15 protein-coding genes are annotated in these 12,540 nt (G+C 63.1%); 13 read left to right on the plus strand and 2 right to left on the minus strand.

Features of this window, described 5'->3' with window-relative positions:
- Nucleotides 1-5: 5 nt before the first annotated feature.
- A complete protein-coding gene (locus DQW91_RS01760) occupies nucleotides 6-1,310 on the plus strand; it encodes a class I SAM-dependent methyltransferase (RefSeq protein ID WP_112661850.1) in 1,305 nt (434 codons plus the stop codon).
- Nucleotides 1,311-1,338: 28 nt separating this feature from the next.
- Here DQW91_RS01760 and DQW91_RS01765 read toward each other — a convergent pair whose 3' ends face one another.
- Nucleotides 1,339-1,851: a L,D-transpeptidase gene (locus DQW91_RS01765; protein ID WP_112661851.1), complete on the minus strand. Its 513-nt coding sequence runs from the start codon at nucleotides 1,849-1,851 to the stop codon at nucleotides 1,339-1,341.
- Nucleotides 1,852-2,099: 248 nt separating this feature from the next.
- Between DQW91_RS01765 and thpR the strand changes: the two genes are divergently transcribed.
- The 4 genes from thpR to DQW91_RS01785 all read left to right on the plus strand — a co-directional run bounded on the left by thpR (nucleotide 2,100) and on the right by DQW91_RS01785 (nucleotide 4,939).
- Nucleotides 2,100-2,636, plus strand: a complete 537-nt coding sequence (gene thpR, locus DQW91_RS01770; protein ID WP_112661852.1) for an RNA 2',3'-cyclic phosphodiesterase — start codon at nucleotides 2,100-2,102, stop codon at nucleotides 2,634-2,636.
- A 170-nt stretch (nucleotides 2,637-2,806) separates the two neighbouring features.
- The gene (locus DQW91_RS01775; protein WP_112661853.1) at nucleotides 2,807-3,397 is read left to right on the plus strand and encodes a histidine phosphatase family protein; all 591 of its coding nucleotides are present in this window, start codon (nucleotides 2,807-2,809) and stop codon (nucleotides 3,395-3,397) included.
- Nucleotides 3,398-3,549: 152 nt separating this feature from the next.
- Complete coding sequence (locus DQW91_RS01780; protein WP_112661854.1) at nucleotides 3,550-4,566, plus strand: YeiH family protein; 1,017 nt, start codon at nucleotides 3,550-3,552, stop codon at nucleotides 4,564-4,566.
- Nucleotides 4,567-4,633: 67 nt separating this feature from the next.
- On the plus strand, nucleotides 4,634-4,939 hold the full coding sequence (locus DQW91_RS01785; RefSeq protein WP_112661855.1) for a 4a-hydroxytetrahydrobiopterin dehydratase: 306 nt from the start codon (nucleotides 4,634-4,636) through the stop codon (nucleotides 4,937-4,939).
- 110 nt (nucleotides 4,940-5,049) lie between these two features.
- Here the strand turns inward: DQW91_RS01785 and DQW91_RS01790 are convergent, their stop codons facing one another.
- Nucleotides 5,050-5,835 (minus strand): SDR family NAD(P)-dependent oxidoreductase, encoded by a 786-nt coding sequence (locus tag DQW91_RS01790; RefSeq protein ID WP_112661856.1) that lies wholly within the window; start codon nucleotides 5,833-5,835, stop codon nucleotides 5,050-5,052.
- Between the two features lie 81 nt (nucleotides 5,836-5,916).
- Between DQW91_RS01790 and DQW91_RS01795 the strand changes: the two genes are divergently transcribed.
- The 8 genes from DQW91_RS01795 to DQW91_RS01830 all read left to right on the plus strand — a co-directional run bounded on the left by DQW91_RS01795 (nucleotide 5,917) and on the right by DQW91_RS01830 (nucleotide 12,485).
- Complete coding sequence (locus DQW91_RS01795; protein ID WP_112662409.1) at nucleotides 5,917-6,321, plus strand: YkvA family protein; 405 nt, start codon at nucleotides 5,917-5,919, stop codon at nucleotides 6,319-6,321.
- A gap of 150 nt (nucleotides 6,322-6,471) precedes the next feature.
- Nucleotides 6,472-7,209, plus strand: a complete 738-nt coding sequence (locus DQW91_RS01800; RefSeq protein ID WP_112661857.1) for a calcium-binding protein — start codon at nucleotides 6,472-6,474, stop codon at nucleotides 7,207-7,209.
- 155 nt (nucleotides 7,210-7,364) lie between these two features.
- Complete coding sequence (locus DQW91_RS01805) at nucleotides 7,365-8,021, plus strand: invasion associated locus B family protein (protein ID WP_198411749.1); 657 nt, start codon at nucleotides 7,365-7,367, stop codon at nucleotides 8,019-8,021.
- 316 nt (nucleotides 8,022-8,337) lie between these two features.
- Nucleotides 8,338-9,540: a dual-specificity RNA methyltransferase RlmN gene (rlmN, locus tag DQW91_RS01810; protein ID WP_245410897.1), complete on the plus strand. Its 1,203-nt coding sequence runs from the start codon at nucleotides 8,338-8,340 to the stop codon at nucleotides 9,538-9,540.
- Nucleotides 9,541-10,054: 514 nt separating this feature from the next.
- Nucleotides 10,055-10,483, plus strand: coding sequence for a hypothetical protein (locus tag DQW91_RS01815; protein ID WP_112661858.1), 429 nt, complete (start codon nucleotides 10,055-10,057; stop codon nucleotides 10,481-10,483).
- A 99-nt stretch (nucleotides 10,484-10,582) separates the two neighbouring features.
- Nucleotides 10,583-11,500 carry a DUF3829 domain-containing protein gene (locus DQW91_RS01820; RefSeq protein WP_112661859.1) on the plus strand — a complete coding sequence of 306 codons (918 nt, stop codon included), beginning with the start codon at nucleotides 10,583-10,585 and terminating at the stop codon, nucleotides 11,498-11,500.
- An 87-nt stretch (nucleotides 11,501-11,587) separates the two neighbouring features.
- Complete coding sequence (locus DQW91_RS01825; protein WP_112661860.1) at nucleotides 11,588-12,016, plus strand: hypothetical protein; 429 nt, start codon at nucleotides 11,588-11,590, stop codon at nucleotides 12,014-12,016.
- 7 nt (nucleotides 12,017-12,023) lie between these two features.
- Entirely contained in the window at nucleotides 12,024-12,485 is a 462-nt protein-coding gene (locus DQW91_RS01830) for a hypothetical protein (protein WP_112661861.1), read from the plus strand.
- Nucleotides 12,486-12,540 lie beyond the last annotated feature (55 nt).

Below are 12,540 nucleotides of genomic sequence, written 5' to 3' on the forward strand. Positions count from 1 at the left end.
GCGGAATGACTGGGGCAACGGCACGGCTGGAGATGTTCAAGGATCTTCTGGCCGACGCGCACCGGGCGCTCGATCTGAGCTTCGGCTTCGAGCTCTGGGATGGTTCGACGGTTCCGCAAGATCTTCCTACCCACGCCATGCGCCTCGTCATCGCACGCGAGAGCGTGATCGCAAGCCTTCTGCGCCGCCCGACGCTCGATACCGCCGTCAACGCCCATGTGGCGGGCCTGCTCGATTTGAAGAACGGCACCATCTTCGACCTCGCCACGCAGCGCCCGCGCGGCAAGATCGGCCGGCAGCTGCGGAGCATCAACAAGCTCAAGGCGCTGAAGACGGCGTTCCAGTTCTTCAAGGTTCCGGCAAACATGCCGCGCCCGCTCGACCGGGTGAAGGATAACCCCGCCGCCCGGGACGGGCGGCCCGAAACCAACAAGAGCAACGTCGCCTATCACTACGACGTGTCGAACGAGTTCTATCAGCTCTTCCTCGACCCGGAGATGGTCTATACCTGTGCCTACTTCTCGCCCGAATGGCACGACGACCTCGCCAAGGCGCAGATCGACAAACTCGACATGATCTGCCGCAAGCTGCGCCTGCAGCCGGGCGAGCGCCTGCTCGATATCGGCTGCGGCTGGGGCGCGCTCATCTGCCATGCGGCGCAGCATTACGGCGTGAAGGCGACAGGCGTCACGCTGGCGGAAGAGCAGGCCAAGATCGTGCGCGAGAAGATCGCGAAGCTCGGCTTGCAGGAGCGCGTGAAGGTCGTGGTGAAGGACTTCACGAAGATGGAAGGCGAGTTCGACAAGATCTCTTCCATCGGCATGTTCGAGCATGTGGGCATCCGCAACCATCCCGACTATTTCCGCGCCGTGCATCGCCTGCTGCGCCCGCGCGGGCTCTACCTGCACCACACCATCGCGCGCCGCGCGAAGCGTTCGGACAGGGCGTTCCGCAAGCTCAAGGCCGAGTACAAGGCGCTCACGCGCTACATCTTCCCCGGCGGCGAGCTCGACCACCTCGGCATGTCCATTGCCAATCTCGAGCGTTTCGGTTTCGAGGTGCATGACGTCGAGGGCTGGCGCGAGCACTACCAGCGCACCACCCGCCTGTGGTGGGAGCGCCTCAACGCCCACCGGGCCGAGGCCGAGGCCCTCGTCGGCGCGCAGAAGACGCGCATGTGGCTGCTCTATCTCGCGGGCTGCTCGCTCGCGTTCGAACGCAGCGCGGTCGGCGTCAACCAGACCCTCGTCTCCAAGCGCACGCGCGGCCCTGCCGGCCTGCCGTCGACGCGGGCGGACCTCTATCGGTAATGCTCCAGGGCGGTGAATGCCTCACGGCTCACCGCTCCACCACCACCTGCGTGCCGACAGTAACGCGCTCGAACAGGTCAACGATGTCCTCGTTGAACATGCGGATGCAACCGTAAGAGGCGAAGGTGCCGATGGAACCGGGACGGTTGGTGCCGTGGATGGCGTATTCGCCTCGATCGAGGGTGAGGGCGCGCAAGCCCATCGGGTTGCCCGCCGCACCACCGGGGATCACATCGGGCAGCTTAGGGTTGTCGCGCCTGACCTCGAGCGGGGGAGACCAGGCGGGAGAGATGAACTTGCCCTCGATGCGCGCCTCGCCGGTCCATTGCTTGCCGGGCCGCCCAACTGCCACGGGATAGCGCACCGCTGTCCCATCGCCGCGCACGAGATAGAGCCGCCGCTCGGCGGTGCGGATGACGATCGTTCCCGGCGAGGCGCCGCCCTTGAAGGAGACCACATCACCGGCCGGCGCTTCGTTCACACTGAGGAAGACCGCGCCTGCCGCCATTGCCATCGAAAAGAAAACCGCTCGCCCGGTCATTTTCAGACCCTCCGCCAATCGTCGCATGGAATGACGCGGCAGGAACCGGCAACGTTCCGCTTCTAGCCCTTTAGAGCACTCACGCTCGCGTGAACTGTCGGCGCCGAATGGCCGCACCTCACCGGAGATCAAGGCTTTGCCACGGTTTGGGCGTAAGAAGCTTGTTGATGATCGGCTTTGGCCGATTGTGCGGTGCACTCATCTGCCCGCATGATTCGATTCGACTTCGCCAGTCTCAGGAGGTGCCCATGCCACGCCTGTTCACCGGCATCGAGATCCCGGCCGAAATCGGCTTCAGGCTCTCGACCTATCGCGGCGGCCTGCCCGGGGCGCGCTGGATCGACCCTGACAATTACCACATCACCTTGCGCTTCATCGGCGACATCGACGACCGCACGGCCCATGACGTCTATTCCATCCTCGGCGAGACCCGCCGCAGGGGACCGATGACGGTGACGATCAACGGCCTCGACACTTTCGGCGGCGGGCGTCCGCGCGTGGTCTTCGCCAAGGCCTCGCCCGATACCGAGATCAGCGATCTGCAATCGGAGCAGGAGCGGCTGATGCGCCGGGTGGGCCTGCCGGCGGAGAAGCGGAAATTCACGCCGCATGTGACCCTCGCGCGGCTGCGCGATGCCTCCCCTCTCGATGTCGCCGATTACTTCTCGACACGCGGGCATTTCCCGAAGCTGTCCTTCACCGCGAAGCGCTTCGTGCTGTTTTCCTCGCGCGATTCGGTGGGCGGCGGACCCTATGTGGTGGAGGCCGCCTATCCGCTGGGTTGAGGCGCACGCACCCGACTCGTTGAACCTTGGTCATGATTCACCAGGACAGGATCTTGCTCCAGAGGCTGGTCGTGTCTCTTTGAAACACGACCAGCCTCTCGTTCCCTTTATTGCCGCATGATCAGAACAACCGGTTCCCACTTGTTCTGATCATGCTCTAAGATCGCCCAATGTCGCGCCTGATCTTCATCACCCATCCGGAAGTCATCATCGACCCCAACCAGCCGATCCCCGAGTGGCCGCTCTCGGAGGTGGGGCGTTGCCGCATGGAGCGTTTCACGGAGAGTCTTGCGGGCGATGACATCCGCGCGGTCTATGCCAGCACCGAGCGCAAGGCCTTGGACGGCGCGGCCGTCGTCGCGGAAAAGTTCGGCCTGACCGTCAAGACCGATCCCGACCTCGGCGAGAACGACCGCTCCGCCACCGGCTATATCGCGCCGCCAGAGTTCTGGGACGTGGTGCGCGAGTTCTTCGACCATCCGACCCGCAGCGTGCGCGGCTGGGAGCGCGCCATCGACGCGCAGACGCGCATCGTGCGCGCCATGACCCGCGTTCTGCGCAGCGAGCGCGGAGAGGGCGATATCGTCGTGGTCTCGCATGGCGCCGTGGGCTGCCTCCTCACCGCACATCTCCAACGGGTCGCGATCGGCCAGGAAAGCCGCCCGACCCATCCCGGCGGGGGCTGTTACCTGATTCTCGACCGCGATCCACTCGCCATCCGCAGCGGCTGGCATGCCATCGAAGACAACGTGCTCGCCTAGAGGCTGATCGTGTCTCTTTGAAACACGATCCGGGCGAACACCGGTGCCCACTTGTTCTGATCGTGCTCTAAGAGCTTGCATCCGGCGCGCGGGAACGATAGCGCAGCGCGCACACTCCCCGGCCCTCGCGCCGCCTGGATGAAGAGAACACAATGAACGGCACGCGGATCGTCCGCTTCGGACCGGGGCTTGCCCTCTGCGCCGCCATCGCGGCGGGGGCCGTGGCGCTGCAAACCCTGGAAGAGCACTGGACCGGGCGGCCCTATCTCGAGGCGCTCGTCATCGCGATCCTTCTCGGCACGGCGGTGCGCACCTTCTGGACGCCGGGAGAGCGCTTCATTCCCGGCATCGCCTTCAGCGCGAAGACGCTGCTTGAAATCGCGGTTGTCATGCTCGGTGCGTCGATCAGCTTTCAGGCGGTGGCTGAGGCCGGATGGGGCCTTCTCATCGGCATCGCCCTCGTGGTCGCCATCGCCATCGCGGCAAGTTATGGCCTGTGCCGGGCATTGCGGCTGCCGCGCAAGATGGCGGTGCTGGTCGCCTGCGGCAATTCCATTTGCGGCAATTCCGCCATCGCGGCGGTAGCTCCGGTGATCGGCGCGACGGCGCAAGACATCGCCTCCTCCATCGCCTTCACCGCCATTCTCGGCGTCATCGTCGTGCTCGGCCTGCCGCTTTTCGTGCCGCTGCTCGACCTGTCGGCGACGCAATACGGGGTTCTTGCGGGCCTGACCGTCTATGCCGTGCCGCAGGTGCTGGCGGCGACGGTGCCTGTCTCCGCCCTCAGCGCTCAGCTCGGCACGCTGGTGAAGCTCGTTCGCGTGCTGATGCTGGGGCCGGTGGTGATCGCCCTGTCCATCGTCGCCGGGCGGCGCGGCGCAGGAGCCTCCGCGAGCTTTTCCTTCAACCGGCTGGTGCCCTGGTTCATCCTCGGCTTCCTGGCTCTTGCGGCCCTGAGATCCTGGGGCTTCATTCCCGAAGCGGTTTTGCGTTGGGTGACGCCCGGCGCAACGATCCTCACCGTCGTCTCCATGGCGGCACTGGGGCTTGGCGTGAATGTGCGGGTGCTCGGGCGCGTCGGCGGGCGCGTGACGGCGAGCGTGACGCTCTCGCTCATCGTTCTGATCCTCATCAGCATCGCGCTGATTCGGCTGCTCGGCATCGCCTGACACCTTGAAATGCCGCGCTCCGGCGTCATCACTTAGGGAACGTCAACCTTCGGGAGAGCGGTTTGCCATGTCGCCGTTAAGCAAAGCCGAGCGCGCCGAACTTCTCTCCGCCCTCGATGGATGGGTGCTCACGCCCGACCGGGACGCGATCCACAAACGTTTCGTGTTCGACGATTTCAACACAGCCTTCGGCTGGATGACCCGCGTCGCGATGGTGGCCGAGAAGCTCAACCACCATCCGGAATGGACGAACGTCTACTGCAATGTCGATGTGACGTTGACCACCCACGACGCCAAAGGCCTGACCCGCCGCGATGTGGAGCTGGCGCACCACATGGATCAGTTCGCGGCAGGGCTGACGGTGGACGACTAGGCCGCCCGAGAGGCTGATCGTGTCTCCTTGAAACACGATCAGCCTCTCGTTTCCTTTATTTGCCGCATGATCCGGGCGAACAACCGGTGCCCACTTGTTCTGATCATGCTCTATTTCGGCTGCATGCGCAGAGCGCCGTCGAGACGGATCGCCTCGCCGTTGAGCATGTCGTTCTCAACGATGCTGCGCACAAGTTGCGCGTATTCCTCCGGCCTGCCGAGACGCGAGGGAAACGGCACGTTGGCCTCGAGCGCCTTGCGGTAGTCTTCCGCGATTCCCTCAAAGAGCGGCGTGTGAAAAAGCCCCGGCATGATCGCCATGACACGGATGCCGAAGCCTGAAAGATCGCGCGCGAGCGGCAGGCTCAAGGCAGCGACGCCGCCCTTGGAAGCTGCATAGGCGGCTTGCCCGATCTGCCCGTCCTGCGCCGCGACGGAGGAGGTGTTGACGATGACGCCGCGCCCGCCATCCGGCGTCACCGGATCGAGCGCCGCCATCCCGGCGGCGGATTTCGCCACCATCGCGAAAGTGCCGATGAGATTGATCTCGATGGCGCGCCGGAAACTTCCCACGTCGTGCGCAACGAGTTCGCCGGTGTCGCGCTTCTTTGTCACCGTGCGCTTGCCGGGCGCGATGCCGGCGCAATTGACCAGAACCCGCTCGCCGCCATGGGCGGCACGGGCCTTCGCGAAGGCGGCGTCCAGGGAGGCTTCGTCCGTGACGTCCACCTCGCAGAAGACAGCCCCGATCTCGCGGGCAACCCTCTCGCCGCGCTCCGCGTCCCGGTCGAAGATCGCGACCTTCGCGCCCTCGCCTGCCAGCATCCGCGCCGTCGCCTCGCCGAGGCCAGACGCCCCTCCCGTCACGATGGCCGCCACAGTTTTGTCGATCTTCATGCGTTTTCTCCCGCCCATCACTATCTATAGGACAACCGGCCCTTGCCGGGTATGGCGATTGCCGAAGGAGATGAAAGTCAGATGAGCGAATCGATCACGAAGCCTTTCACGAAGGCGGAGATCGAGGCCATGCGTCGCGCGGCCCGCGACGAGGACGGCCTGAAGCGCCGGTTCCGGGACAAGCTCAGGAAAGTGGGCAGCCGCATCCCCTTCGCGGAGGATCTTCTGGCCGCCTACTTTTGCGCCGTCGATCCGCAGACGCCGCGGCGGGTGAAGGTCATCCTGCTCGGCGCCGTCGCCTATTTCGTTTTTCCGACGGATGCGATCTCGGATTTCCTGCCGCTGATCGGCTTTGCCGACGACGCGGCGGTGCTCGCCACCGCCATCGCGCATGTCGCCGGCTCGATCACCGACACGCACCGCAAACAGGCGCGCGACACCCTCCAGAGCGAGGGTCGCCAAAAGCCTGACGCTGGAGCTGCGTGAGCCGCCTCTTCGACAAAAGCATTACCCCCACCCTGACCCTTTAAGGGGATTGTTCGGAGGTCGCCTCAGGCTAGTTAGTCCTTTTCCGGAGTGGGATTTCCCCCGACGGCGCGTTTTTCTGTTGCGAACAAGGCTATCTGCGAGGCTGCCATGGCGACCATTACCGACGACGATGGCGATCACATCCTGATCGGCACCGACACCCTCGATTTCCTTGAGGCGTTGATCGGAGATTACAAGTTCGATGGCGGCGCGGGCAGCGACACCCTATTCTTTTCCGAACCTCTGAGCATCAGGATCGATCTCAATCAGACTGGTCCCCAGTATGTCGGCTTCGGGACGTATGAGATCTCGTCGATCGAGAACATTTTCACCGATGCCGGCAACGACTACCTGAAAGGCAATTCCGCCGCCAACGCCCTGTATGCCGGCGCGGGCAACGACACGGTCTATGGCGGCGGCGGGAGCGACGTGATTCTCGGCGAGGCCGGCAAGGATCGGCTTTACGGCGATGCCGGAAACGACATTCTTTCCGGCGGGGCAGGTAACGACACTCTCACTGGCGGCAGGGGGAAAGACCTCTTTCTGTTCTCCGGAGCCCGCGCCAGCAAGACCAATGTCGACAAGATCACAGACTTCTCCGTGCGGGATGACGCGATGCTTCTCGACAGGGCGTTCTTCACCAAGCTCGGCAAGAAAGGCGTCCTCCCCGAGGAAGCCTTCTACACCGGCACCGCGGCGCACGATGCGAGCGACCGGGTCATCTACAACCCCGATACCGGGGCTCTCTATTACGACCGGGACGGCACCGGAGGCGCAGCGGCTGTTCTCTTCGCCAGGATCAAGCCGGGCCTTGCCTTGACACACAAGGACTTCTTCACCGTCTGATCAGAAAATCCCCTGGAGACGAGCCCGTTCACAGCGGGCCGCCCCTCTGTTCGAGGCGCGAAAATTCGTCGCAGAATCGGGCTTGTTTTCCCCCTTCGCGAAGCACGTCGAAGATGGTGAAGAGTTCTTAACCATCCCGGTATAGGCTTCGCCTCATGATTCGCTCATCTCTCCAGCGCGGCTTCGCCGCAAGCATCATTTCCGCTGCTTTCGTCATCGGCTCTGGGGCTGCTCTGGCCCAGCCGGCCACGAAGGCGAAACCCACGCCCGCCAAAACGGCTCCGGCCAAGACGACCCCGGCCAAGGGGACGGCGGCGGCCAAGCCTGCGGCGCAGAAGCCCGCCGCTTCGGCGGCGCCGGCGTCCGGCCCCGGCGGCGCGACGCTCCTCGCCTCCTTCGGCGATTGGGGCGTCTATATCGCCAATACGGGCAAATCGAAGATCTGCTACGCGCTTAGCCAACCGAAAGAGCGGCTACCGAAGAACCTGAACCGCGACCCGGCTTACATGTTCGTGTCGATTCGCCCGGCGGAAAACGTGAAGAACGAGGTCGCCTTCGTCCTCGGCTACGGCGCGAAGGACACCGCGAAGGCGGAAGCTACCATCGGCGCGGCGAATTACGTCCTTCTCACCCAGGGCGCCAACGCCTGGCTGAAGAACCCCGCCGAGGAAGGCCAGGCCATCGCCACGATGGGCAAGGGCCAGGCGGTTCTGGTGAAGGGCCAATCGGCACGCGGCAACCAGCTCTCCGACCGCTATTCCCTCTCCGGCTTCGGACAGGCCCTGGACCGCGCCCGCAAAGAGTGCCCCTGATCCTACGGCCGCCAGGTTTTTAAGAATCATCATGCCCGGGCTTGCCCGGGCATCGGCATTTTCAGCGCGGTGTTTTCAGGACTCGCCGATAAACGCGGCCATAGAAGCACAGCCATGAGGAAGCTGGCAAAACCCCTCACTTTTCCGACGCAATCGTGTTATAGGGGCCCCTTCGTCCCCTGAAACGAGAACGAGATTTCCCATGGCGAGCGCGCTCGACATCGCCAAGCATAACCCCAACGCGGCCACCGTCGCCGTGACCGAGGCCGCGCGCGCGGCCGGCCGCGAGGCGTTTTCCATCGAGAAGAAGGCGGAGATGACCGCCTCGGCCTCGGCCCAGCTCTCCCTCGTCGGCCTCACTCGCACGGAGCTTGCCGACAAGCTCGGCCAGATCGGCGTGCCGGAGCGCGAGCAGAAGATGCGCGTGGCGCAGCTTTGGCACTGGATCTACTTCCGCGGCGCGACCTCGTTCGACGAGATGACGAACGTCGGCAAGGCCCTGCGCGCCTCGCTCAAAGAGGCCTTCACCCTCGCGCGGCCCGAGGTCGTTTCCGAGCAGGTCTCGAAGGACGGCACCCGCAAGTGGCTGATCCGCATGCCCTCCACCGGCCCCCTCGACAAGGGCGCGGAGATCGAGTGCGTCTACATTCCGGAAACCGATCGCGGCACGCTGTGCGTGTCGAGCCAGGTCGGCTGCACCCTCACCTGCTCCTTCTGCCACACGGGCACCCAGCGCCTCGTGCGCAACCTGACCTCGGCGGAAATCGTGGCGCAGCTCGTCGTCGCGCGCGACCGCCTCGGCGACTGGCCGGACGCAACCCCGCCCGAAGGCGCTTTCGTCCCCAATGACGGCAGCCGCTTCGTGTCGAACATCGTGTTCATGGGCATGGGCGAGCCGCTCTACAACATCGACAACGTCATCGCCGCCATCGACGTGATGTCGGACGGCGAAGGCCTCACGCTCTCGCGCCGCCGCATCACCGTCTCCACCTCCGGCGTCGTGCCGCAGATGGAGCGTTTGGGCGCTGAAGCCAACACCATGCTCGCGATCTCGCTGCACGCCGTGCGCGATGAGCTGCGCGATGAGTTGGTGCCGATCAACCGCAAATACGACATCAAGCAGTTGCTCGATGCGTGCCGCGCCTATCCCGGCCTTTCGAACGCGCGCCGCATCACGTTCGAATACGTGATGCTCAAGGGCGTGAACGATTCGGATGCCGATGCGCGCAAGCTCGTCCAGCTGCTCAAGGGCATTCCGGCGAAGATCAACCTGATCCCGTTCAACCCCTGGCCCGGCTCGAAATACGAATGCTCGGACTGGGAGCAGATCGAGCGCTTCTCCGAGATCGTCTATCGCGCCGGCTACGCCTCCCCCGTGCGCACCCCGCGCGGCCGCGACATCCTCGCCGCCTGCGGTCAGCTCAAGAGCGAGACGGAAAAGCTGCGCGCCCGCGCCCGCATGATGGCCGAGCAAGGCATCGGGGCGGAAGGCGTCTATGCGGTGGGGAACGGGGAGTAAGTCCCCCTCAGAAAGAAGTTTAGTTCTTTCTGTTCTTGTTTGAATAATATAACGCTCCAGTAAGGTCATTCGCCGGGGCGTTTTCCATGATCCGTCAGATTGGGGCCTTGCTTCTCATAGCGATAGCGGCCCCTTACCTAGGTACGATGTGTCTGATGGTCTTCGGACCATGGCCAACTTGGGTTTTCGGGTCTCGAGACGTTCTGGGAGCACTGTCTCTCGGTACGCTCTGTCTAATTGTTTTTGGAATACCGCTTCTGCTGGTTTCAACCTGTATAGCCTTCATCCTCAAAGCCCGCGGGTTTACGCGCTGGCCTTATTTTGTCGGGAGCGGAGCGTGCATAGGATTGGGCTCGGTCATCTTTGGAAAGCCTGGGCTATACTTCAACTCCTCAGACCATCAGCAAGTCACGTTAATCGCAGTTTGCATTGGCGGCATCTGCGGCTTGATCTATTGGCTGATTGCTGTCCGGAGGCCATCAAACGTCCTGAACCAACCTGAGGCGCATTCCCGATGAAGCGCCAGGTTCTCGGCGTCCTGGCCGCGACCATCGCCGCTCCCTACCTCTTCAGTTTCTTATGGATCCTCTTCGGCTTCATTGCCGGCGACAGACCCATCATGAAAGAGCCTCTCGACCTGATCAAAGCCATCCCCATGGGAACCATGGCTCTCATCGTCTTCGGGATTCCGCTGCTAATCCTCGCAAGTCTCTGCGCAACGGCGGTGAATGCCATCGAGCGCCCGACCTGGCGCGGGCCCATGCTGGGCGGGACCATCTTCGGCCTCGGCTTCATATTCGCCCTTTCCATGGGAGCCGTCGCCTATAACAAGGAGCTCATCGCCCTTCAGCTGTCCGGAACCTGCTCAGGCGCCATCTGCGGCTGGATCTATTGGCGCATCGCCATGCATAGGCATTCACCCAGCGAAACGACGCTTGCTTGAGGCGCGCTCTGTTCTCCTGGTCGGACGATTGTCACGCCAATTCGCGTCATGTAACAGGGTTACCAAATATTGTTTGTTTCGGCCTGAGGGATACAAGCCATGATCCGCACTTTTCTCATTGTCGCTTTCCTGAGCGCATCGGCTCTGGCCCATGCCCAGTCCCCAGGCACCGCGCAGCAACAGGCGGATCAGGCCGCGATTGAGGCCGTGACCTCTAAAATGAACGCTTATGTGGCGCTCATGAACCGGACGTTGCGGGCGAGCGAATCCATCGAGCGCTACAAGAGCTGGGTCGATATGGACAAGGGCCCCGTCAACAAGAACCGGGCCTTCGGCGTCTATCAGCTCTACGATGTCACGAAGCTGATCGGCGACGCATCGAAAGCCCTGAACGTGGAGCCAAAACTCGCCACGCTGGATGCCAGCATGAAGGCCTACATCGAGGCCTATTCGCAGCTTGCGCCCATCATCGACGAAGCCAACACATATTACGAGCGCAAGGATTATCTCGACGACAATCTGGTGCGCGGAAAGCAGATCCACACGCGACTCGTGCCGGCGGCCAATGCGTTTCTGGCAGCCCGCGAGAAAGTGGAGCAAGATTTTCAAGCCGAGCAGACGAATCTCGCTCAAAGGGAGCTTGCAGCCATCGAGCGGCACGAGGGCAGGAAAGCCAATTGGCATCGCGTCAACCTGATGCTCGTTGCCCAGCGCATCGCCGACCGCATGCCGAGCAATGAGGCTCCCGTCGTCGACGTCGCAGCCTTCGAGGCGGATGTGAATCTCCTCGTCAACGCTTCCAAGGATTTCGACGACTACAGGAAATCCGATCCTGAGGCCCTCAAGAGCCTTCAGGGCCCAGTGCAGTCCTTCCTGGCAGCGGCCCGCACGTTCCGCGACACGATCAAACCCGTGAAAGGCGATATCCGTCGCGCCGGGGGCGGAGGACAGCAGCTTCAAGCCGTAGTCAATGCCTATAATGCGTTGGTCGGAACCGCCAACAATCTGGCCAACTGATGGAGCGCTTTGGCCGGTATGGCCCGCGGCCAAGTCCAAGGGGCAAGCACACTGTTTCGACAGACGGTCTAAGGTAGAAAGACAGAAATGAAACGCCAGATCACCGGCATCATCGCGGCATCTGCGGCAGCACCTTACTTAGGAACGCTCTCCCTCCTGATCCACGGCGTGTTCGACTCTTCGCATTCCCCACATTCATTGCACGCGGAAGACTTCATCGAGAGTTTCGTCTTGGTGCTGTCTTTCGGCACTCTCGGCCTATTGATCTATGGGTTGCCTCTTCTCCTCGCGTTTTCCATCGCTGCCTTGATCTTGGATGTCCTCAAGGCAGAAAAGCCCTCTCTCCCCATCTGCCTGGGCTCGCTCATAGGCTTGTGCTTTGGGGCCTTTCTCATGGCGTCCAGTATTCAGGATGAGTGGCCACTCCTCCTGGTCTGCCTTGTTTCGGGCACCATCTGCGGCGGGATCTATTGGCTCATCGCCTATGGTGGCTCACCCAAGGCACCTGTGACATAACGGGCGCATGATCCGCTGGCTGCTTCTCATCCCCTTCGCGCTTCTCGCCGCCATCGGCGCGAGCGGGTTCTTTCTGTTCATCGCCTGCCTTGTCGATCCGACGATGGCGGAGTTGACCGGCAACACCGTGTTCGTCGGATTCTGGTCGTTGATGAACGACATCTTTTCAGCGGACGATCCGGAGCCGATCATCCGGCAGGCCTTCGCGATCGCGGGGCGGCTTGTCTTCACACTGCTGGTTTTTCCGCCGCTCCTCGTCGCCATCGTCAGCGAAGTGGTGAAGGCGCGAAGCGTGTTCTGGCATGCGGGCGCGACGGCCCTTCTTACGGCGGCGGTGCCGTTCATCCTGCGCGGCTCGGCGCGGAGCGCGACGCCCGCCGAGCTGCATGTGAGCGCCGTTCTCGCTCTCACCGGCGCGGTGGCGGGCTTCGTCTATTGGCTGATCGCGGGACGCGAGCGGAGAGCGTGATGCGAAGGGACCCCGCCTCATCCTGAGGAGGTGCGAGGCACCATCTCGAAGGATG

The sequence above is a fragment of the Microvirga flavescens genome, assembly GCF_003290125.1.
Lineage (GTDB): Bacteria > Pseudomonadota > Alphaproteobacteria > Rhizobiales > Beijerinckiaceae > Microvirga > Microvirga flavescens.

Excerpts from the sequence above, each read along its gene's own strand:
- DQW91_RS01785 (WP_112661855.1), top strand. The coding sequence starts at position 4,634 with ATGTCGCCGTTAAGCAAAGCCGAGCGCGCCGAACTTCTCTCCGCCCTC.
- DQW91_RS01790 (WP_112661856.1), bottom strand. The coding sequence starts at position 5,835 with ATGAAGATCGACAAAACTGTGGCGGCCATCGTGACGGGAGGGGCGTCT.
- DQW91_RS01820 (WP_112661859.1), top strand. The coding sequence starts at position 10,583 with ATGATCCGCACTTTTCTCATTGTCGCTTTCCTGAGCGCATCGGCTCTG.
- DQW91_RS01815 (WP_112661858.1), top strand. The coding sequence starts at position 10,055 with ATGAAGCGCCAGGTTCTCGGCGTCCTGGCCGCGACCATCGCCGCTCCC.
- thpR (WP_112661852.1), top strand. The coding sequence starts at position 2,100 with ATGCCACGCCTGTTCACCGGCATCGAGATCCCGGCCGAAATCGGCTTC.
- DQW91_RS01805 (WP_198411749.1), top strand. The coding sequence starts at position 7,365 with ATGATTCGCTCATCTCTCCAGCGCGGCTTCGCCGCAAGCATCATTTCC.
- DQW91_RS01800 (WP_112661857.1), top strand. The coding sequence starts at position 6,472 with ATGGCGACCATTACCGACGACGATGGCGATCACATCCTGATCGGCACC.
- DQW91_RS01775 (WP_112661853.1), top strand. The coding sequence starts at position 2,807 with ATGTCGCGCCTGATCTTCATCACCCATCCGGAAGTCATCATCGACCCC.
- DQW91_RS01825 (WP_112661860.1), top strand. The coding sequence starts at position 11,588 with ATGAAACGCCAGATCACCGGCATCATCGCGGCATCTGCGGCAGCACCT.
- DQW91_RS01830 (WP_112661861.1), top strand. The coding sequence starts at position 12,024 with ATGATCCGCTGGCTGCTTCTCATCCCCTTCGCGCTTCTCGCCGCCATC.
- rlmN (WP_245410897.1), top strand. The coding sequence starts at position 8,338 with ATGACCGCCTCGGCCTCGGCCCAGCTCTCCCTCGTCGGCCTCACTCGC.
- DQW91_RS01780 (WP_112661854.1), top strand. The coding sequence starts at position 3,550 with ATGAACGGCACGCGGATCGTCCGCTTCGGACCGGGGCTTGCCCTCTGC.
- DQW91_RS01765 (WP_112661851.1), bottom strand. The coding sequence starts at position 1,851 with ATGACCGGGCGAGCGGTTTTCTTTTCGATGGCAATGGCGGCAGGCGCG.
- DQW91_RS01795 (WP_112662409.1), top strand. The coding sequence starts at position 5,917 with ATGAGCGAATCGATCACGAAGCCTTTCACGAAGGCGGAGATCGAGGCC.
- DQW91_RS01760 (WP_112661850.1), top strand. The coding sequence starts at position 6 with ATGACTGGGGCAACGGCACGGCTGGAGATGTTCAAGGATCTTCTGGCC.